Origin of the sequence: Malikia sp. (assembly GCF_028687635.1) — a bacterium.
GTDB lineage: Bacteria > Pseudomonadota > Gammaproteobacteria > Burkholderiales > Burkholderiaceae_C > Malikia.
The window spans coordinates 44,904-65,929 of sequence record NZ_JAQTZS010000005.1; the positions used below are offsets into that span (position 1 = coordinate 44,904).

The 21,026-nt window shown below is 66.3% G+C and carries 12 protein-coding genes; 3 read left to right on the plus strand and 9 right to left on the minus strand.

Annotated features, from left to right (window positions below):
• Positions 1 to 10: 10 nt before the first annotated feature.
• Complete coding sequence (gene purL, locus PHR85_RS05125) at positions 11 to 4,054, minus strand: phosphoribosylformylglycinamidine synthase (protein ID WP_300051320.1); 4,044 nt, start codon at positions 4,052 to 4,054, stop codon at positions 11 to 13.
• A gap of 43 nt (positions 4,055 to 4,097) precedes the next feature.
• Complete coding sequence (locus PHR85_RS05130) at positions 4,098 to 4,886, minus strand: IclR family transcriptional regulator C-terminal domain-containing protein (protein WP_300051608.1); 789 nt, start codon at positions 4,884 to 4,886, stop codon at positions 4,098 to 4,100.
• Positions 4,887 to 5,060: 174 nt separating this feature from the next.
• On the opposite strand from PHR85_RS05130, the gene pobA reads away from it, so the two are divergent.
• Complete coding sequence (gene pobA / locus PHR85_RS05135; protein WP_300051322.1) at positions 5,061 to 6,260, plus strand: 4-hydroxybenzoate 3-monooxygenase; 1,200 nt, start codon at positions 5,061 to 5,063, stop codon at positions 6,258 to 6,260.
• Here the strand turns inward: pobA and PHR85_RS05140 are convergent.
• The 6 genes from PHR85_RS05140 to PHR85_RS05165 all read right to left on the minus strand — a co-directional run bounded on the left by PHR85_RS05140 (position 6,212) and on the right by PHR85_RS05165 (position 15,129).
• A complete protein-coding gene (locus PHR85_RS05140) occupies positions 6,212 to 7,900 on the minus strand; it encodes a cation-transporting P-type ATPase (RefSeq protein ID WP_300051325.1) in 1,689 nt (562 codons plus the stop codon). The genes pobA and PHR85_RS05140 overlap by 49 nt on opposite strands.
• Positions 7,846 to 8,778, minus strand: a complete 933-nt coding sequence (locus PHR85_RS05145) for a cation-transporting P-type ATPase (protein WP_300051328.1) — start codon at positions 8,776 to 8,778, stop codon at positions 7,846 to 7,848. The genes PHR85_RS05140 and PHR85_RS05145 overlap by 55 nt, the downstream gene beginning before the upstream one ends.
• Positions 8,779 to 8,892: 114 nt before the next feature.
• Positions 8,893 to 11,328, minus strand: a complete 2,436-nt coding sequence (locus PHR85_RS05150; protein WP_300051332.1) for a YgiQ family radical SAM protein — start codon at positions 11,326 to 11,328, stop codon at positions 8,893 to 8,895.
• Between the two features lie 80 nt (positions 11,329 to 11,408).
• Positions 11,409 to 12,386 carry an alpha/beta hydrolase gene (locus tag PHR85_RS05155; RefSeq protein ID WP_300051335.1) on the minus strand — a complete coding sequence of 326 codons (978 nt, stop codon included), beginning with the start codon at positions 12,384 to 12,386 and terminating at the stop codon, positions 11,409 to 11,411.
• 3 nt (positions 12,387 to 12,389) lie between these two features.
• Positions 12,390 to 12,854, minus strand: coding sequence for a DUF1854 domain-containing protein (locus PHR85_RS05160; RefSeq protein WP_300051338.1), 465 nt, complete (start codon positions 12,852 to 12,854; stop codon positions 12,390 to 12,392).
• A 4-nt stretch (positions 12,855 to 12,858) separates the two neighbouring features.
• Complete coding sequence (locus PHR85_RS05165; protein ID WP_300051341.1) at positions 12,859 to 15,129, minus strand: ABC transporter ATP-binding protein; 2,271 nt, start codon at positions 15,127 to 15,129, stop codon at positions 12,859 to 12,861.
• 189 nt (positions 15,130 to 15,318) lie between these two features.
• On the opposite strand from PHR85_RS05165, the gene cphA (PHR85_RS05170) reads away from it, so the two are divergent.
• Both cphA (PHR85_RS05170) and cphA (PHR85_RS05175) read left to right on the plus strand, forming a co-directional pair.
• On the plus strand, positions 15,319 to 17,481 hold the full coding sequence (cphA, locus tag PHR85_RS05170; protein WP_300051344.1) for a cyanophycin synthetase: 2,163 nt from the start codon (positions 15,319 to 15,321) through the stop codon (positions 17,479 to 17,481).
• Positions 17,482 to 17,505: 24 nt separating this feature from the next.
• Positions 17,506 to 20,082: a cyanophycin synthetase gene (cphA, locus tag PHR85_RS05175; protein WP_300051347.1), complete on the plus strand. Its 2,577-nt coding sequence runs from the start codon at positions 17,506 to 17,508 to the stop codon at positions 20,080 to 20,082.
• Between the two features lie 14 nt (positions 20,083 to 20,096).
• Here cphA (PHR85_RS05175) and PHR85_RS05180 read toward each other — a convergent pair whose 3' ends face one another.
• Entirely contained in the window at positions 20,097 to 21,023 is a 927-nt protein-coding gene (locus tag PHR85_RS05180) for an LD-carboxypeptidase (protein ID WP_300051350.1), read from the minus strand.
• Between the last annotated feature and the right edge of the window lie 3 nt (positions 21,024 to 21,026).

The following is a 21,026-nucleotide window of genomic DNA, read 5'->3' on the forward strand; positions in this document are numbered from 1 at the left end:
AAGAGAAGGATCAACCCACCCACTTGCGCGCGTTGCGCCAGATCTTCATCCAGGGGCTGAAGGCATCCTGGCCACCGCTCTTGGCGTAATCGGTCCAGCTCATCTGGATGTTGCGGAACACCCGCTCGGGGTGCGGCATCATCGCGGTGAAGCGGCCGTCGGCGGTGGTCACGCTGGTCAGGCCGCCAGCACTGCCGTTCGGGTTGAACGGGTACTGCTCGGTCGCGGCGCCGAAGTTGTCGACGTAGCGCATCGCGGCGATCGCCTTGGCTGCATTGCCACGGTGCTTGAAGTTGGCGTAGCCCTCGCCATGCGCGACGGCGATCGGCAGCCGGCTGCCGGCCATGCCCTGCAGGAACAGGCTGGGCGACTCCAGCACCTCGACCATCGACAGGCGGGCCTCGAAGCGCTCGCTCTGGTTGGTCGTGAAGCGCGGCCAGGCCTCGGCGCCCGGGATGATGTCGGCCAGCTCGGCGAACATCTGGCAGCCGTTGCACACGCCCAGGCCGAAGGTGTCGGCGCGGCCGAAGAAGCCTTGGAACTGCTCGGACAGCACCTTGTTGAAGGTGATCGAACGCGCCCAGCCGATGCCGGCACCCAGGGTGTCGCCATAGCTGAAACCGCCGCAGGCCACCACGCCCTTGAAGTCCGACAGCTTGGCGCGGCCGGTCTGCAAGTCGGTCATGTGCACGTCATAGGCCTCGAAACCGGCCTCGGTGAAGGCATAGGCCATCTCGACATGCGAGTTCACGCCCTGCTCGCGCAGGATCGCGACCTTGGGCCGGCTCAGGTTCAGGAACGGCGCGGCGACGTTTTCCGACGGATCGAAGGTCAGCGCGACATGCAGGCCCGGGTCGTTCGCTGCGCCAGCGGCAGCGTGCTCGGAGTCGGCGCAGGCCGGATTGTCGCGCTGCTGGTTGATCTTCCAGCTCACGCTGTCCCACACCTGATGCAGGTCGGACAGGCTGGCGCTGAAGATGGCCTTGGCATCGCGCCAGACCTGCAGCTGGCCCTTGCCGGCATCGATCTCGGACGACAACGGACGGGTCTTGCCGACATAGTGGCTGTGCTTGGACAGACCATGGGCGCGCAGCACCGCCATCACGGCGTCGCGCTCACTGGTACGGACCTGCAGCAGCACGCCCAGTTCCTCGTTGAACAACGCCTTCAGCGTGAGCTCGTTGCGGCGCTCGGCCACCTGGCTGGCCCAGTTCTTGGCGTCGCCGCTGTCCATGCGGCTGTCGCTGATGCCATCGCCCTCGGTGACCAGCAGATCGACATTGAGCGCGACGCCCACATGGCCGGCGAAAGCCATCTCGGCCGCCGCCGCCAGCAGGCCGCCATCGCTGCGGTCGTGGTAGGCCAGGATCTTGCCGTCGGCGCGCAAGGCGTTGACCGCGTTGACCAGATGCGACAGCGCGAAGTGGTCGTCGAGATCGGGCACCGCGCCGCCGGGCTGGTCCAGGGTCTGGGCCAGGATCGAGCCGCCCATGCGATTCTGGCCGCGACCCAGGTCGATCAGCACCAGCGTGGTGTCCTCCTCGGCGTCGAGCTGCGGCGTCAAGGTGCCACGCACATCGGGCAGGGTCGCGAAGGCCGAGATGATCAGGCTGACCGGGGAAGTCACCTTGCGGGTCTCCCGCTTGACCTCGTCCGGTTTTTCGCCAGCGACTTCGACCTGCCACTGGGTACGCATCGACAGGCTGTCCTTGCCGACCGGAATGCTGATGCCCAGGTCGGGACAGAGTTCCATGCCCACGGTCTTGACGGTCTCGTACAGCGCGGCATCCTCGCCGGACTCGCCGCAGGCGGCCATCCAGTTGGCCGACAGCTTGACGCGCGACAGCTCGATCGGTGCGGCCAGCAGGTTGGTGATGGCCTCGGCCACGGCCATGCGGCCCGAGGCCGGCGCGTCAATCGCGGCCAGCGGGGTGCGCTCGCCCATGGACATCGCTTCGCCGGCGAAGCCCTTGTAGTCGGCCAGCGTCACGGCGCAATCGGCCACCGGCACCTGCCAGGGACCGACCATCTGGTCGCGGTGACTCAGACCGCCCACGGCGCGGTCACCGATCGTGATCAGGAAGCGCTTGGAGGCCACGGTCGGATGACTCAGCACCTTGATCACGGTTTTTTGCAGGTCCACCCCGGTGAGGTCGATCGGCTTGAATTCGCGCTTGACGGTCTGAACGTCACGCTGCATCTTGGGCGGCTTGCCCAGCAGCACGTCCATCGGCATGTCGACCGGGCTCTCGGCGCCCTTGTCTTCCAGCACCAGCTGGCGCTCCTCTGTCGCGACGCCTACCACCGCGAACGGGCAGCGCTCGCGCTCGCAGAAGGCCTGGAACTGCGCCAGCGAATCGGGGGCGATCGCCAGCACGTAGCGTTCCTGGCTCTCGTTGGACCAGATCTCCTTGGGGGCCAGGCCAGACTCCTCCAGCGGCACGGCGCGCAGATCGAAACGGGCGCCGCGGCCGGCGTCGTTGGTCAGCTCGGGGAAGGCGTTCGAAATGCCGCCGGCACCGACGTCATGGATCGCCAGGATCGGGTTGGCCTCGCCTTGCTGCCAGCAATGGTTGATCACCTCCTGGGCGCGGCGCTCGATCTCGGGGTTGCCACGCTGTACCGAGTCGAAGTCGAGTTCGGCCGCGTTGGTGCCGGTCGCCATCGAGCTGGCGGCGCCGCCGCCCATGCCGATGCGCATGCCAGGGCCGCCGAGCTGGATCAGCAGCGTGCCGGCCGGGAACAGGATCTTCTGGGTCTGGCTGGCGTCGATGCCGCCCAGGCCACCGGCGATCATGATCGGCTTGTGGTAGCCGCGGTCGATGCTATCGACATCGGACTGGATGGTCTGCTCGTATTCGCGGAAATAGCCGACCAGGTTGGGGCGGCCGAACTCGTTGTTGAACGCGGCGCCACCCAGCGGCCCCTCGGTCATGATCTGCAGCGGGCTGGCGATATGCTCGGGCTTGCCATCGGCCCGGTCGGACCAGCCACCCCAGAGCTTGGAAACCGTGAAGCCCGTCATGCCAGCCTTGGGCTTGGAGCCGCGGCCCGTCGCGCCCTCGTCACGGATCTCGCCACCGGCGCCGGTCGAGGCGCCCGGGAAAGGCGAAATCGCGGTCGGGTGGTTGTGCGTCTCGACCTTCATCAGCACATGCTGCAGCGCCTCCTGCTTGCCATAGGCCGGGCTGGCGGCGCTGCCGTTGACCCTGGCGACGAAGCGCTCGATCCGGTTGCCTTCCATCACGGAGGCATTGTCCGAGTACGCGACCACCGTGTGCTGCGGCGCGAGCTGGTGCGTGTTGCGGATCATCGCGAACAGGCTCTTGTCCTGTGCCACGCCGTCGATGGTGAATTCGGCGTTGAAGATCTTGTGGCGGCAATGCTCGCTGTTGGCCTGCGCGAACATCATCAGCTCGACATCGGTCGGGTTGCGGCCGAGCTGCTGGAAGGCATTGACCAGATACTCGATCTCGTCATCGGCCAGTGCCAGGCCCCAGCCGCGGTTGGCCTGCTCCAGCGCGGCGCGACCACCACCCAGGATGTCGACATGCTCCATCGGCGCGGGTTCGAGCTCGCCGAACAGCGAGAAGGCCTCCTGGCGGCTGGCGACGGAGCTCTCGGTCATGCGGTCGTGCAGCAGGGCCGCGACCTGGCCCAGCTGCTCGGCGCTCAGCGAGCCCTTGGACAGCAGGCTGGACTTGAGCGTGATGCGGTACTCGGTGATGCGTTCGACCCGCTTGACCGCAAAGCCGCAGTTGCGCGCGATGTCGGTGGCCTTGGAGGCCCAGGGCGAGACGGTGCCGATACGCGGCGTCACCACGACCAGGGCGCCAGCCTTCTCACCCGCATAGGGCTCGCCATAGGTCAGCAAGGCTTGCCATTGCTGTCGTTGCGTGGCCGACAGCGGCGCCAGCGTGTCGACCAGGTGCACGAAACGGGCCGAGATGCCGGTGATCTTGTCGCTGACGGTTTGCAGACGGGGCAGGAGTTGCTGGGCGCGGAAATTGCCGAGGGCGTCGCCGCCCTCGATCGGGGTGATGTACTGGGTCACTTGGTGGCCTGGAGTGGGAGAAAGAGCCGGAATTTTACCGCCCCTAGAGAAGGGCTCGCAATTCGCGCGCCGCCTCCTGCAACAGGGGCAGCAGTTCGCGCTGGATTGCTCCCCTGGCCAGCCGCGCTGGCGTCAGCACGGCATTGAGCGCGCCCACGGTTTTTCCTTCCAGATTGCGCAGCGGAACCGCGACCGCGTGCACGCCGAGTTCATGCTCCTCGCTGGCGATGCAATAGTCCTGTCGCCTGACCTGGGCCAGGATCTCGCACAGCAGCCGGGGTTCGGTCACGGTATGGGGCGTCAAGCGCGCCAGGACCCTGCCCTCCAGCCAGGCTGACAGTTCGGGCTCGGGCAGCGAGGCCAGCAGCACGCGGCCGGTCGAGCTGGCGTGTGCCGGCAGCCGCGCCCCCAGATGCATGCCATAGGCCATCAGGCGGTTGCCCGAGGGCGACGACTGCCCGAGGGCGAGCGAGCTGCCATCCCAGTCTCCCATGAACTGGGCGGCGACGCTGCGCGCCACGATCACGACCGCATCGCCTTCCAGCACCGCGACCGAATAGGCATCGCGCGTCTGCGCCGCCAGCCGGTTCAACGTCGGCTGGGCCGTGCGCGGCAGCCTGGCGCTGGCCAGGTAGCTGCCGGAAAAGCGCAGCACCTTGGCCGACAGCCAGAAATGGCTGCCATCGCTCTCCAGATAGCCCAGGTGCGCGAGCGTGAGCAGGTGACGGCGCGCGGCCGCGCGGGTCAGGCCGGCCCGCTGAGCCGCCTGGGTCGCGTTGAGGCGCTGGCGCTCGGTGTCGAAGCTTTCCAGCACCGCCAGACCCTTGGCCATGCCCTCGATGAAGTCGGCACGTGCGATGTTCAAATCAGCCTCCGGTCCTTGATGATTGCGCGATGATCGCGCAATTATTTCACTGATCGCGCAAATCTCATCCAACTGGCTGGATTGACGGCGGGATCGTTGGCACACTGGGTTCACACAACAATTTCCACAGGAGAACGATCCATGCGTACCCAAGTCGCGATCATCGGTGCCGGCCCCTCGGGCCTGCTGCTCGGTCAACTGCTGGCCAAGGCTGGCATCGACGCCATCATCCTCGAACGCCAGACGCCCGACTATGTGCTGGGCCGCATCCGCGCCGGTGTGCTGGAGCAGGTCTGCATCGACCTGATGGAAGAAGCCGGCGTCAGCCAGCGCATGCATGCCGAAGGCCTGGTGCACGAAGGCTTCGACATGCTGTATCAGGGCCAGCGCAAGCGCGTTGACCTGTCCAAGTGGACCGGCGGCAAGAAGGTCATGGTCTACGGCCAGACCGAAGTCACCCGCGACCTGATGGACGCACGCGCCGCCGCCGGCCTGACCACCGTCTACGAGGCGGTCAATGTCCAGGTGCACGACTTCGACAGCAAGAATCCGCGCGTCACCTACGAAAAGGACGGTCAGAGCCACGAGATCCAGTGCGACTTCATCGCCGGCTGCGACGGCTTCCACGGCGTCTGCCGCGCCAGCGCACCGCGCAACGCGATCAAGGAGTTCGAGAAGGTCTACCCCTTCGGCTGGTTGGGCCTGCTGTCGGACACGCCGCCGGTGCATCATGAACTGATCTACGTCAACAGCCCGCGCGGCTTTGCCCTGTGCTCGCAACGCAGCCAGACCCGCAGCCGCTACTACCTGCAGGTGCCGCTGACCGACAAGATCGACGAGTGGACCGACGAGGCCTTCTGGCAGGAGCTCAAGCTGCGCCTGGACCCCGAGGCCGCCGCCAATCTGGTGACCGGACCCAGCATCGAGAAGAGCATCGCCCCGCTGCGCAGCTTCGTGACCGAGCCGCTGCGCTTTGGCCGCATGTTCCTGGCTGGCGACGCGGGGCACATCGTGCCGCCGACCGGCGCCAAGGGCCTGAACCTGGCCGCCACCGACGTCAAGTACCTGTTCGACGGCCTGGTCGAGTATTACAAGGACGGCTCGGAAGCTGGCATCGACCGCTACTCCGAGCTGGCGCTGGCCCGCATCTGGCGCGCCGAGCGCTTCAGCTGGTGGTTCACCCAGCTGATGCACCGCTTCCCCGAGGACAGCGAGATCAGCAGCAAGTTCCAGAACGCCGAGCTCGACTACCTGATGAACTCCGAGTCCGGCCTGCGCACCATCGCCGAGAACTACGTCGGCCTGCCGCTGGACTTCGGCCGCAACGGCCTGCTGAAGTGACGAACCAGCCATTTTCGGAACTCTTCCAGCACGAGCATCCCCCCCATGAAGGGGATCATGAACAACCAGACCGCTGACCCCAGGGGCGCCGTGCCGAGCAGCGCATGCCCCCAGGGGGTGTAATTCGTCAGCAACAGCATGGCGACCTCTGACAAGACACCGAGAACGATCAAGCGGTTGCTGAACAGTCCGGTAGCGAAGACCGATCGGGTGGTACTCCGGCACAGGAAGACGTTGACGATCTGCAGCAGGATGATGGTGCTCAGACAGGCCGTGGTCGACTGCAGGTACAAGGGATCGTCGGCCTCCAGCAGCTGACCGTAAGCCCAACCTGCGCCATGGAGAACGAAGAAAAATACCGCCAATGCGGCAGCGGCCTCGATCAGTCCCAGAAAGAGATAGGCCCGAGCCGCCAGCCGCCAGTTCATCAGTCGCTCACCTTGCGGGCGCGGCGGGCGACGCATGAGCTGCGGAGTCGGCCGCTCAACGCCCAGGCCCAGCGCGGCGAGCGTGTCAGAACCCATGTCGATGGCAAGCGCCTGGATGGGCGTCAAGGCCAGGGGTATCCTGAACAGCAGGAAGCCCAGGTAAGGAATCAGCTCTGCCACGTTGTGGACCAACACGTAGGTGAGGAACTTGCGGATGTTCTCGAAGACGGCTCGCCCTTCCTCGATGGCAACGACGATGCTGGCAAAGTTGTCGTCCAGCAGCACCATGTCTGCCGCTTCCTTGGCCACGTCGGTCCCTGCGATGCCCATCGCGATGCCGATATGGGCGCTCTTCAGTGCTGGCGCATCATTGACGCCATCCCCGGTGACTGCAACGATGTGCTTCTTTTGCTTGAGGGCTTCGACGATGCGCATTTTCTGATCGGCGACGACCCGCGCAAAAATGATTTCCGGATCATCCAGGGCGAGTTGAAGCCGGATATCGGACAGCGCCCGCAATTGCTCACCGGTAATGACCGTGGGTTGGTCGGACTGCACCAACCCGATTTGCCGGGCAACGGCGATGGCGGTTTGAGGATGGTCACCCGTCACCATGATGACCTGGATTCCAGCCTCCCGGCAGGTCTTCAAGGCTTGCGGGACTTCTGGTCTCGGAGGGTCCTCCAAGGCAGCCAGCCCCGCAAAGACCAGGTCGCGCTCAAGGCCCGCACGATCGGAAACATCCACCCGACTCTTGTAGGCCAAGGCCAATACCCGCAAACCCTGCTGAGCCATTTCAGCATGGGCGCGCGCAATAGCCGCTGTGGTTTCGGGATCAAGCGTTTGTGTCTGGCCGCCAACCAGGACGGAATCGCAGAGTGGAAGAACGGTTTCGAGCGCCCCCTTGCAGTAGAGGGCTCGATCGCCCGCCGCCTCGTGCAGGGTGGACAGACGCATCCGATCCGTGTCGAAAGGAATCTCGTCAAACCGTGGCAGGACCGGCAAGTCTCCACCCTGGGACAGGGCCATTTCCACCAGAGCGACTTCGGTGGAGTCCCCCGCGAAGGTGGGGCGGCCTTGCGTGTGGGTTTCCTTCAGGTCATGACAAGCTCGGGCCACCTGGAAAAAAGGGCGATACGCAGCAGCCAAGATCGGCATCATCCCCGTCGGTGACTGGAAATTGCCACCCAGAAATAGGCGCTTGACCACCATGCGGTTCTGGGTGAGTGTTCCCGTCTTGTCGGTGCAAATGACGGTGGTGGAATGAAGGCCTTCCAGAAGGGGATGCCGATGAACCAGCCAAACGAGAAGAACAGAACGCCGATCACCACAGCGATGAGCGCCGTGACTCGACTCAAATGCTCAAGTTCATGGCGCAGTGGAGAGGCCTCATCACCCGACATCTGGGTCAGATGGGCAATCTTACCAAATTCGGTACGTATTCCGGTCGCAAACACGACCGCCTTGGCTTGACCCGCGGCCATCAAGGTACCGGCAAGGACGACGTTGCTGCTGTCACGCAAATCCGGGGCACTGGCTGCTGCGGCATCGCGCGCCTGTGGCGATGATTCACCCGTGACAGCCGCGTTGTTGACGCGCACACCATAGGCCTCTATGAGCCGACAGTCTGCCGGTATCTTGTCGCCCTGCTCTAAGTGGACGATATCACCCGGCACCAAATGCACTGCCAGTTCATGACTGATGGTGCCATCTCGCAAGACGAGGCATTGCTGTGGCAGCAAATTGCGCAGAGCGGCCAGTGTTTGCTCGACCCGATGTTCCTGCCAGAAGGAAAACAGACCGCTGACCAGGATCACGGTCACTACGGCGTAGCCTATGCGGGCCATGCCTTGGCCGGGATCGCTCCACTCGGCAATGAACGCCAGCCCTGCAGCCATCCAGAGAATGATCGAAAAGAATGAGGTGAGTTCCTGGACGAGACCTACCCAAGGCGCTCGCCGCTTGGCCGGCTTGACTTCGTTCGGGCCAAACTCCTGCAGGCGCCGTTCCACCTCTGCATGCATTAACCCAGTCGGCGAACTCTTCAGGCTGACTATTGATTCGGCAGCAGATAACTGGTGGATTTTCATGTCCTGCGTTGGCCGGGGATGGCGCCAGAATATGCGCTTGCGCTGCGCTCAGGTCAAGCCAGAGCTGGTCTGCGCGCTTTCATGCCCCGGGCATGCTGGGCAGAGAAGGTCTGATCAGCGCCCGTTCTGCGGCTTGCGTGTCGGCTTGCCAGCCGCACCCGCGCCCTTGACACCCGCACGCGGCGGCAAGCCGGTGTGCTGGGTCAGGATCTGGCCGCGCACCGGCCGTGCCGTGGTTGCCGTGGTCTGGCCCTGCACCGCCCGGGCTGTGCCAGCTCTCTTGCCCGCTGGCGTGCTATTGCTGCGCCGCGCGCTCTGGTAGCCGTCATCGGTCAGCGGCTGGAAGGTCGGGATCAGGTGCTGCTTGCCGTTGCCGATCAGGTCGGCGCGGCCCATGGTCTTCAAGGCCTCGCGCAGCAGCGGCCAGTTCTTCGGGTCGTGGTAGCGCAGGAAGGCCTTGTGCAGGCGGCGGCGGCGATCGCCACGCACGACATCGACCTTCTCGCCGCGCTCGTCGCGGTGGATGCCCTTGAGCGTGTTGAGACCGCTGTGGTACATCGCGGTCGCGGTCGCCATCGGGCTCGGGTAGAAGGTCTGGACCTGGTCGGCCCGAAAACCGTTCTTCTTCAGCCAGAGCGCGAGGTTCATCATGTCCTCGTCGCTGGTGCCCGGGTGCGCGGCGATGAAGTAGGGAATCAGGAACTGTTTCTTGCCCGCCTCGGCGCTGAACTGGTCGAACAGCTGCTTGAAGTGGTCGTAGGTCCCGATGCCCGGCTTCATCATCTTCGACAGCGGGCCGCCCTCGGTGTGCTCGGGCGCGATCTTGAGATAGCCGCCCACATGGTGCTGGACCAGCTCCTTGACGTACTCGGGGCTCTTGACCGCCAGGTCGTAGCGCAGGCCCGAGCCGATCAGGATCTTCTTGATGCCGCGCAGGCTGCGCGCGCGGCGGTAGATCTGGATCAGCGGGTCGTGGTTGGTGGTCAGGTTCTGGCAGATGCCCGGATAGACGCAGCTGGGCTTGCGACACGCCGCCTCGATCTCGGGGCTCCTGCAGCCGAGCCGGTACATGTTCGCGGTCGGCCCGCCGAGGTCCGAGATCACGCCGGTGAAACCCTTGACCTTGTCGCGGATGTCCTCGACCTCCTGGATGATCGATTCCTCGGAGCGGCTCTGGATGATGCGGCCCTCGTGCTCGGTGATCGAGCAGAAGGTGCAGCCGCCGAAGCAGCCGCGCATGATGTTGATAGAGAAGCGGATCATCTCCCAGGCCGGGATCTTGGTCGCGCCGTCATGGCTGCCGTTCTCGTCGGCATAGGCCGGGTGCGGGCTGCGCGCGTACGGCAGATCGAACACGTAGTCCATCTCGTCCGTGGTCAGCGGGATCGGCGGCGGGTTGATCCAGACATCGCGCGCCGCCGTGCCGGCGCCGTGCGCCTGCACCAGCGCGCGCGCGTTGCCGGGGTTGGTCTCCAGGTGCAGCACGCGGTTGGCGTGCGCATAGAGTACCGGGTCGGCCTTGATCGCCTCGAAGCTGGGCAGCCGCACCACGGTGCGGTCGCGCGCCGGCTTGCCCTTGCTCGGCAGCGCCGGATTGGCCACGAAGGTCAGCGGCTGGATGAAGGCGCCCTGGCTGGCGCCGGTCGCGGCGCCAGCAACAATCCCGGTTGAGTCGACGGAACGGGCGGCATTCTGCGCCTCGGCGCTGGCCTGGGCCTCGTCGTCACGCGCGCAGCTCTGGCCCTGGGCCTTGGCCTGCTCCGACACCATCAGGTAAGGATTCAGGTGGGCGTCGACCCGGCCCGGCAGATCGACCTCGGTCGAATCGAGCTCGAACCAGCCGTCACCCGACTGCCTGCGCACGAAGGCGGTGCCGCGCACATCGGTGATCTGTTCCACCGGCTCCTTGCGCGCGATCCGGTGCGCGACCTCGACCAGCGCGCGCTCGGCGTTGCCGTAGAGCAGGATGTCGCATTTGCTGTCGACCACGATCGAGCGGCGCACCGTCTCGGTCCAGTAGTCGTAATGAGCGATGCGGCGCAGCGAGCCCTCGATGCCCCCGAGCACGATCGGCACGTCCTTGTATGCCTCGCGGCAGCGCTGGCTGTAGACGATGGCCGCCCGGTCCGGCCGCTTGCCGCCGACATCGCCGGGCGTGTAGGCGTCGTCGCTGCGGATCTTGCGGTCCGCCGTGTAGCGGTTGATCATCGAGTCCATGTTGCCCGCGGTCACGCCCCAGAACAGGTTGGGCTTGCCGAGCACCTTGAACGGCTCGGCGCTCTGCCAGTCGGGCTGCGCGATGATGCCGACCCGGAAGCCCTGCGCCTCCAGCACGCGCCCGATCACGGCCATGCCAAAGCTCGGGTGGTCGACATAGGCGTCGCCCGTCACCAGGATGATGTCGCAGCTGTCCCAGCCGAGTTGATCCATCTCGGCCCGGCTCATCGGCAGGAAGGGCGCGGTGCCGAAACGCTTGGCCCAGTAGGGCCGATAGCTGGTCAGCGGCTTGGCGGCGCGCGGAAAGAAGGAGACATCGATGGGGGCGTTCATGGCGGGCCTGGGTCCGGGACAACCCGCCATTGTAGGTTTTCAGGGGAAAACCTGTTTTCCTCGTGGTCTTGCGCGGTGCTTCAGGCCAGCGGCGCCAGCCCGAACGCCTGCCGCAGCGCGCGCGCCGCGTCCTGGTGCGCGGTCAGCGCTTCGGGAATGGCGCGGCCCATCTTGATGAAGTCGTGCACCACGCCGCGGTAGATCTCGAGCTCGACTGGCACCCCGCTCAGGCGCAGATGATCCGCCATCAGCACACCCTCGTCGACCAGCGGATCGCACTCGGCCAGGCCGAACCAGGCCGGCGCGACGCCCTCCAGCTCGGACGCCAGCAGCGGTGCGAAGCGCCAGTCCTCGTGTTCCTCGTCTCGGCCCAGGTAATGGCCGAAGAACCACTCGATGGCTTCGGACTCCAGCAGGAAACCGTGGGCAAAGGTCTTGTGCGAGGGCGTGTCGCTGCGGGCCGCGCAACCCGGGTAGAACAGCAGCTGCAGCGCCAGCTTCAGGCCGGCGTCGCGTGCCTGGAGCGCAGTCACCAGGCTCAGCGTGCCGCCCGCGCTGTCGCCACCGACGGCGATCCGCTTCGGGTCAAGTCCAAGTTCGGCCGCCTGAGCGTGCAACCAGACCAGGCTGTCCCAGCAGTCATCGACGGCGATCGGGAACTGGTGCTGCGGCGCCAGCCGGTAGTCGACCGACAGTACCGCGCAATGCGCCAGGTGGGACAGATGCCGGCACAGGCTGTCATGCGTGTTGAGGCTGCCGACCGTGAAGCCCCCGCCGTGCAGATAGAGCAACACCGGCAGATCAGGCGCTTCATCCTGCAGCGCAGGTGCATAGAGCCGCGCCGCGATCTGTTGGCCATCGCGCATCGGGATCAGGAGCTCCTCGACCCGTTTGAGCTTGTGCGGCGGGATGTCTAGCACGCCGGAGCCGGCCTCGTAGAAGGCCCTGGCCTGCTCCGGCGTGAGCAGGTGGATGGGCAGGCGGTTGGCGCGCGCGATGCGGTCGAGCACGCCGCGCATCGCCGGCTTGAGCAAGGTCCGGGGATTGTGGTGGTTCATGACTCAGAGGAAGCGGTCGAGCAGCTTGCGGCTGGCCTTGTCGAGCGACAGCGGGTCGCGGATCATGAACTGCACCCCATGGCTGTCGTGCACCAGCAGGGTGGTCGGATTCAGGCGCCGGATGTCCTCCTCCCCCTTGAGCACGAACTGGCAGCGGCCGCGATCGGTCTCCACCGTCCAGGTGCTGGGCGTGGCGAAGGAGCTGACTTCGAGCAGGCGCTGGATCAGCGGCATGAACTCGCGCTGGTGCAGTTCCTGTTCGAGCAAGGCGCGCTGCTCGGGCGGCAGTTCGGCCAGGTCGGCAATCCAGGCGACCTCGTGGCCGCTGGGTCCCACCAGCGAGATGTTGGCCGCTGGCGTCTGGATCGGGAAGGCGCGCACGGCCGTGACCGGCTCGTGGACGGTGCCGTCCGGCGTATGGACCTTGAGTCGGCCCAGCGGGTTGCGTTGAATGCGTAGGGTGGGCATGGGTTCAATCCTCCGGCAGCATGTCGCGATTGGCCTCGGCCTGGCGCTGCTGCGCCTGGTAGAGACGGAAATAGGCGCCTTCGCGCGCGATCAGCTCGTCGTGCGTGCCCTCCTCGACCTTGATCCCCTTGTCCATCACGACCAGGCGGTCGGCCTTGCGCAGGGTGGACAGGCGGTGCGCGATGGCGATCGTGGTGCGGCCCTTGACCAGGTTGTCCAGCGCCTTCTGGATCTCCTTCTCGGTCTCGGTGTCGACGGCGGAAGTCGCCTCGTCGAGGATCAGGATGCGCGGGTCGATCAGCAGCGCGCGCGCGATCGAGATGCGCTGGCGTTCGCCGCCCGACAGGCCCTGGCCGCGCTCGCCGACCAGCGAATCGTAGCCCAGCGGCAGCCGCAGGATGAAGTCGTGCGCGTGCGCCGCGCGGGCCGCCGCGACGATCTCCTCGCGGGTTGCGTCGGGCTTGCCATAGGCGATGTTCTCGGCGATGGTGCCAAAGAACAGGAAGGGCTCCTGCAGCACCAGGCCGATGTGGCGCCGGTAGTCGGCAATGCCCATCTGGCGGATGTCGGTGCCGTCGACCAGGATCGCGCCTTCAGCCAGGTCATAGAAGCGGCAGATCAGGTTGACCAGCGTGCTTTTTCCCGAACCGCTGTGGCCGACCAAGCCGACCATCTCGCCCTCGTTGAGGGTGAGGTCGAGGTCGCGGATCACCGCGCGGTTGCCGTAGCGGAAACCCGCGCCGCGCAGCTCGATCTTGCCGCGCATCCTGGGCAGCACCACCGGCTGGGCCGGCTCGGGCACGCTGGAGACATGGTCGAGGATGTCGAAGATGCGCTTGGCGCCGGAAGCGGCCTTCTGCGTCACCGAGACGATGCGGCTCATCGAGTCGAGCCTGGTGTAGAAGCGGCCGATGTAGGCGATGAAGGCCGTCAGCACGCCGACCGAGATGCTGTCCTTGGACACCAGCCAGATGCCAAAGCCCCAGACCATCAGCAGGCCGATCTCGGTCATCAGCGACACGGTCGGAGAAAACAGCGACCACAGGCGGTTCAGCCGGTCGTTGACTTCCAGGTTGTAGCGGTTGGCATCGCGGAAACGCTGCGCCTCGCGGTCCTCCTGGGCGAAGGCCTTGACCACGCGGATGCCGGGAATGGTATCGGCCAGCACGCTGGTGACCTCGGACCAGACCCGGTCGATCTTCTCGAAGCCGGTGCGCAGTCGGTCGCGCACGGCGTGGATCAGCCAGCCGATGAAAGGCAACGGCAGCAGGGTCGCCAGCGCCAGCGTCGGATTGATCGAGAACAGGATGCTGGCCGTCATCAAGATCATCAGCACGTCGGTCGCGAAGTCCAGCAGGTGCAGCGACAGGAAGACGTTGATGCGGTCGGTCTCGTTGCCGATGCGCGCCATCAGGTCCCCGGTGCGCCGTCCGCCGAAGTATTCGAGCGAGAGCTTGAGCAGGTGCTCGTAGGTGGTCGTGCGCAGGTCGGCACCGATGCGCTCGGACACCAACGCCAGGATGTAGGTCTTGATCCAGCCCAGCGCCCAGGCCAGCACGGCCGAGCCGAGCAGGCCGCCGAGCAGCAAGGTGACCAGTCCGGTGTCGATCGGCTGGCCGTTCTGGTACGGAATCAGCACCTTGTCCATCAGTGGCATGGTCAGGTAGGGCGGCACCAGCGTCGCGGCGGTCGAGGCCAGCGTCAGCAGGAAGCCCGTCAGCAGCTGCCAGCGATAGGGATGCGCGAAGCGCCACAGCCGCAGCAGGGTCCAGGTCGACGGCGGCGTGTGGATCACCCGGGCACAGATCTCGCACTCGTCGAGTTCGGGGTCGAGCGGCGACTGGCATTGCGGACACAGACTCAGCGGTGCCAGCTGCATCGGCTTGCCGTGCAGCAGGAACTCGCGCCTGGCCTCGAACTGCTCAAGCAGCCGATTCGCCTGCACATGGGCGCCCAGCGTGTAGCGCCAGGTGCCGATGCGCTCGTCACCCTGCACCAGTTCCAGCAGACCGATCCCGTTGTGGTCGCTGCACAGCAGCTTGAGGTCCTGATCCAGCGCCCAGTGACGCAGGACAGGCTGCGCGGTGCCACCTTCCAGCGCCCACAGTTCGTCGGCCGTGACCAGCAGCAAGCCGGCACCGAAGCGCAGCTGCTCGTCGAGGTCGAGCTCCAGCCAGGCCTGGATCGGGACGCGGCCCAGGCTGGCCGTGACCACGGAGCGCCAGGCCAGCGGGAAACCCGATGGCAGTTCAGCCTGTTCCTTGTGTGACGTCATGTTGCAATAAATTTTTAGGGACTGTTCGCGAAGGAGACGAAGTGAGTGGAAAATCCAGCGCAGAAGGCTGATCCGCCGGACTGGTTGACCGACTAATCCCAAGACCAGCCTGATTCAGTTTGTTCAGATTGTAAAGCTGAGCCGATTCAGAAAATCCGCCCACATCAGCGCATTGCATCCGGCCTCGACATGAAGCATCAACCCATACAGATCCTGCGAACCAATCACCTGCGCGGCCCCAGCATCTGGACCTACCACCAGGCCGTCGAAGTCCTGATAGACATTGGCGAGCTGGAGGATTGCCCCTCCCACACCCTGCCCGGCTTCACCGACCGGCTGCTGGCCTGGCTGCCCGGACTCCATGAGCACCACTGCGGCCTGGGCTATCGCGGCGGTTTTGTCGAGCGCCTGCGCGACGGCACCTGGCCGGGCCACATCATGGAGCATGTCTCGATCGAGCTGCAGAACCTGGCCGGGCTGCCCTCGGCCTTCGGCAAGGCCCGCTCGACCGACCAGCGCGGCGTCTACAAGGTGGTGGTGCGCACGGGCCAGAAGGAAGTCGGCATCCGGGCGCTCAATGACGCCCGCGACCTGGTGATGGCCGCCATCAACGATGAGCCCTTCGACGTCGCCGCCTGCGTGCAGCAGCTCAAGACCCTGATCGAGCTGCACGCCCTGGGCCCGAGCACGCGCGCCATCGTCGAGGCCGCCACCCAGCGCAAGATTCCGCATATCCGCCTGATCGACGACGGCAACCTGGTCCAGCTCGGTTACGGCGCCAAGCAGCGCCGCATCTGGACCGCCGAGACTGACCGCACCAGCGCCATCGCCGAAGGCATCTCCAAGGACAAGGAACTGACCAAGGAGCTGCTCAAGTCCTGCGGCGTGCCGATTCCCGCAGGCCAGGAGGTCGACAACGCCGAGGAGGCCTGGGAAGCGGCGCAGGAGATCGGTTTTCCGGTGGTGGTCAAGCCGTCGGACGCCAACCGCGGCCGCGGCGTGGTGCTGGACCTGCACACCCGCGAGCAGGTCATGGCCGCCTACGAGATCGCGGCCAAGGTCAGCTCCTACGTCATGGTCGAGCGCATGGTCGAGGGCGAGGAGCACCGGCTGCTGATCGTCGGCAACAAGCTGGTGGCCGCCGTGCGCGGCGAGCTGTCCTACATCACGGCCGACGGCCGGTCCAGCGTCGCGCAGCTGGTCGACGCCCAGATCAATTCCGATCCGCGCCGTGGCGTCGAGGAGCATTTCCCGCTCAACCCGGTGCTGTTGCCGGCCAACCGCAAGGTCATGCTTGAGCTGCAGCGCCAGGGACTGACGCCCGAATCCATCCCCGAAGCCGGCCGCCAGATCCTGCTGGAGCGCAACGGCGTGCTGAACCAGGACATCACCGATCTGGTCCATCCTTCGATCGCCGAACTCGCCGCCCTGGCCGCGCGCATCGTCGGCCTGGACATCGCCGGCGTCGATGTGGTCGCAAACGACATCTCGCGCCCGCTCGAATCCCAGGGTGGCGCCATCATCGAGGTCAATGCCGGCCCAGGCCTGCTGATGCACCTTGAGCCCGCCGTGGGCCAGCCTCGCCCGGTCGGCGAGGCCATCGTCGAGCACCTGATGGGCACCGAGGACAGCGGCCGCATCCCGGTGGTTGGCATCAGCGGGGTCGAGCACACCACGGCGGTCGCCATGCTGACCGGCTGGCTGCTCTACCGGGCGGGGTATGTGACGGGCCTGGCCTGCAACGCCGGCCTGTACCTGCAGATGGACAGGATCGAGACCGCCTCCCCCGGCGAGTGGGAATCCGGCCAGCGCATCCTGATGAACCGCACCACCACGGCGGCGGTGATCGAAAGTTCGCCGCGCAGCATCCTCGAAAACGGCCTGGCCTATGACCGTTGCCAGGTTGGTGTCGTCACGGGTCTGCCACTGCCCGACGGGCTGGAAGACCACCACATCCGCACCCATGAGCAGATGCGCAATGTGTTGCGCACCCAGGTCGACGTCGTGCTGCCTGGTGGCTGCGCCGTGCTCAACGCCGATGACGAGGCTTGCGCCGGCTTGACCGAACTCTGCGACGGCAAGGTGCTGTTCTACACCATCCATGCCGACCACGAGCTGCTGGCCGAGCATTGCGCCGAGGAAGGCGGTCGATTCCTGGTCGTGCGCGACCAGCGCATCGTGCTGCTCGATCACCGCAGTGACACCACCGTGATGGACCTGCGTCATCCGGTGGTCGAGCGGCTGTTGCAGCAGCACCTGCCCTTGCCCGCCCTGCTGGCCGCCGTCGGTGCCGCGCTGGCGCTCGAGATGGACCCGGCCCTGGTTCGCGCCGGGGTCGAGACCGCCGAATAAACCTTTTCTGGTTGATCAAGCAAGATGGAAGTTTCCCGCATCAGGGCCCTGCGCGGCCCCAACCTCTGGTCCCGCCATACCGCGATCGAGGCCGTAGTCAAGCTGGAGCCACAGGAGTGCAATCTCGCGCTGCTGCCTGGCTTCGTTGACCGCCTGCGCCAGCGCTTCCCGCAACTCGGCGCCCTGCCCCATCCGGGTGGAGCGTCCGGCCTGTCGCTGGCGCACGCGCTCGAGCGCGCTACGCTGGCGCTGCAGGCCGAAGCTGGCTGCAAGGTCAGCTTCGGCCGCACGTCCAAGGCGCCCGACACGGGCGTCTACCAGATCGTGATCGAATACACCGAGGAAGCCGTCGGGCGCATGGCGCTCGACCTCGCGATCGAACTGGTCGAGGCCGCGCTGGAAGAAAAACCCTTCGATCTGGTCGAGGCGATCGCGCGCCTGCGAACCACCGACGAGGATGTGCGCCTGGGCCCTTCGACTGGCTCCATCGTCGACGCGGCGGTCGCGCGCGGCATTCCCTATCGCCGTCTGACCCAGGGCAGCCTGGTCCAGTTCGGCTGGGGCAGCAAGCAGCGCCGCATCCAGGCAGCCGAGGTCGACCGCACCAGCGCGATCGCCGAGGGCATTGCCCAGGACAAGGACCTGACCAAGAAACTGCTGCACTCGGCCGGCGTGCCGGTGCCGCTGGGCCGTCCGGTCAAGGACGAGGAAGACGCCTGGGCGGCCGCGCAGGAACTCGGTGGCCCGGTGGTGGTCAAGCCGCTGGACGGCAACCAGGGCAAGGGCGTGACCGTCAACGTCGAGACGCGCGAGCAGGTCATGGCCGGCTACCGCAACGCGCGCCACTACCGCGAGGAAATCTTGGTCGAGCGCTTCCTGCCCGGCATCGACTACCGTTTCCTGGTGGTGGGTGACAAGCTGGTGGCAGCGGCCAGGCGCGACCCGCCCTTGGTGATCGGCGACAGCTCGCATACCGTGCGCGAACTGGTCGAGATCGTCAACCGGGACCCCAAGCGCGGTGACGGCCACGCCACCCCTCTGACCAAGATCCGGCTCGACGACATCGCGGTCGATCGCCTGCGCGAGCAGGAGCTGACGCCCGAATCGGTGCCGGCGCTGGGCCAGCGCGTCGTGCTGCGCAACAACGCCAACCTTTCGACCGGCGGCAGTGCGACCGACGTCACCGACGAGGTCCACCCCGATGTGGCCGCGCGCGCCGTTGCTGCGGCCCAGATGGTGGGACTCGACATCTGCGGCGTCGACGTCGTGTGCCAGAACGTGATCGAGCCGCTTGAGCAGCAGTCCGGCGGCGTGGTGGAAGTCAATGCCGCGCCCGGCCTGCGCATGCACCTGAGCCCGAGCTTCGGCAAGGGCCGCAACGTGGGCGAGGCGGTCATCAATCACATGTACCCGGGCGGCGACGACGGCCGCATTCCGATCGTGGCGGTCACCGGCACCAACGGCAAGACCACCACCGTGCGCCTGACCGCCCATCTGCTCAAGGGCAATGGCCTGCGCGTCGGCATGACCAACACCGATGGCGTCTACGTCAACGGCCGCCAGACCGACAGCGGCGACTGCAGCGGTCCGCGCAGCGCGCGCAACGTGCTGATGCACCCGGACTGTGACGCGGCCGTGTTCGAGACCGCGCGCGGCGGCCTGCTGCGCGAGGGCCTGGCTTACGACCGCTGCCAGGTCGCGGTTGTGACCAATATCGGCGCCGGCGACCACCTGGGTCTGAATTTCATCACCACGCTCGAAGACCTGCGCGTGCTCAAGCGCGTGATCGTGCTCAACGTCGCACCCAGCGGCATGGCGGTGCTCAACGGCACCGACCCCGAAGTCGTCAAGATGGCCAGGCACTGCCCGGGCCAGATCACCTACTTCGGCTACGACCCGCACCACCCTGTGATCGCCACCCATCGCGCCTTGGGCAAGCGCACGCTGTTCGTTGACCAGGGCGACATCGTCGCGGCCGAAGGCGGCCGTGAAATCCGCCTCCCGCTGTCGGGGGTGCCGATCACCGCCAATGGCGCGATCCGCTTCCAGGTCGACAACGCGATGGCCGCCATCGGCGCTGCCTGGGCGCTGGACATACCCTGGGAGCGCATCCAGGCCAGCCTGGCCACCTTCGTGAGCGATGCCCAGGCCGTGCCAGGTCGCTTCAACCTGTTCGACTACAAGGGCGCCACGCTGATCGCCGATTACGGTCACAACCCGGACGCGATCCAGGCCCTGTGCGATGCGGTGGTCAACATGCCGGCTCAAGAGCGTGTGGTGGTGATCAGCGGCGCGGGCGACCGCCGCGACGAGGACATCCGCGACCAGACCAAGATCCTGGGCCGGGTCTTCGATGAGGTCATCCTGTATCAGGACGCCTGCCAGCGCGGCCGCGCCGATGGCGAGGTGCTGGCGCTGCTGCGCGAAGGCCTGGTCGGTGCGAGCAAGACCCAGCGCGTGCAGGAGATCCAGGGTGAGTTCGTCGCCATCGACACCGCGCTGGCCGCGCTCAAGCCCGGCGACCTCTGCCTGATCCTGATCGACCAGGTCGAGGAAGCGCTGGCGCATATCGCCCAGCGCTGCGAGCAAGCCAAGGCCTGATCAGGCGCGCGAGGTCAGTCCCAGAACAGGATGGCCTCGCGCCCGCTGACCATCAGGTCCAGCTTGGCTCCAACCGGCAGCAGCACCTTGGTCGGCACATGGCCGAAAGGCAGGCCGGTCAGCACCGGGACCGGCAATTGGCAGCGCAACCATTCCACCACCGAAGTGAGCTTGAAGCCCTTGTCGTGTGGCACCAGTTGGAAGCGGTTGAACTGGCCCAGCACCACGGCCTTCTGACGTCCCAGCACGCCTGCATGCAGCAGCTGCGTCAGCATGCGCTCGATCCGATAGGGATGCTCGCCCACGTCCTCCAGGAACAGGATGCCGCCCTCGACCTGCGGGAAGTAAGGCGTGCCCAGCAGGGATACCAGCACCGACAGATTGCCGCCCCAGAGCATGCCCTGCTCGACGCCCCAGCCTTCCTCGCCGCTGAGCTCGGGGTGGGCGCGCAGGTCGGACAGTGGCAGGCGCCAGCCCGTGCCCTCGCCCTGGCCGACCAGCAGGTCATCGAAACAGGCCTGCATGATCTCGTCGGGTTCTTCTTGCACACCAAAGTCCGCCAGCAGCGCGGGACCAGCCCAGGTCTGGCTGCCGGTCTGCGCCAGCAGGGCCAGCTGCAGCGCGGTGAAGTCGCTCAGGCCCACGAACTGGGTCCCGCGCTCGACCGCCTGCTGCAAGGCGGCGTAAGGCAGGCGTGGCAGCAGGCGCGTGAGGCCGTAGCCGCCGCGCGAGATCAACGCGACCTGCGCGCCGCTGGCGGTGGCACGCGCAATCGCCGCCAGGCGCGTCTCGTCGTCGCCTGCGAAACGCTGATGGCTGCTCAGTGCATCCGGGTCGAGCTCGACCTCGTGCCCCTGGGCCTGCAGGCGTTTGACGCCGCGACGGAAGGCGGCCTTGTCGCGCACCGCGCCGCTCGGTGAATAGATGTAGATATGGGCCATGGG

Bases quoted from the DNA above. Each gene is read 5' to 3' on its own strand.
- PHR85_RS05130 (WP_300051608.1), bottom strand. From the start codon at position 4,886: ATGGCCAAGGGTCTGGCGGTGCTGGAAAGCTTCGACACCGAGCGCCAG.
- pobA (WP_300051322.1), top strand. From the start codon at position 5,061: ATGCGTACCCAAGTCGCGATCATCGGTGCCGGCCCCTCGGGCCTGCTG.
- PHR85_RS05140 (WP_300051325.1), bottom strand. From the start codon at position 7,900: ATGGTGGTCAAGCGCCTATTTCTGGGTGGCAATTTCCAGTCACCGACG.
- PHR85_RS05145 (WP_300051328.1), bottom strand. From the start codon at position 8,778: ATGAAAATCCACCAGTTATCTGCTGCCGAATCAATAGTCAGCCTGAAG.
- PHR85_RS05150 (WP_300051332.1), bottom strand. From the start codon at position 11,328: ATGAACGCCCCCATCGATGTCTCCTTCTTTCCGCGCGCCGCCAAGCCG.
- PHR85_RS05155 (WP_300051335.1), bottom strand. From the start codon at position 12,386: ATGAACCACCACAATCCCCGGACCTTGCTCAAGCCGGCGATGCGCGGC.
- PHR85_RS05160 (WP_300051338.1), bottom strand. From the start codon at position 12,854: ATGCCCACCCTACGCATTCAACGCAACCCGCTGGGCCGACTCAAGGTC.
- PHR85_RS05165 (WP_300051341.1), bottom strand. From the start codon at position 15,129: ATGACGTCACACAAGGAACAGGCTGAACTGCCATCGGGTTTCCCGCTG.
- cphA (WP_300051344.1), top strand. From the start codon at position 15,319: ATGAAGCATCAACCCATACAGATCCTGCGAACCAATCACCTGCGCGGC.
- cphA (WP_300051347.1), top strand. From the start codon at position 17,506: ATGGAAGTTTCCCGCATCAGGGCCCTGCGCGGCCCCAACCTCTGGTCC.
- PHR85_RS05180 (WP_300051350.1), bottom strand. From the start codon at position 21,023: ATGGCCCATATCTACATCTATTCACCGAGCGGCGCGGTGCGCGACAAG.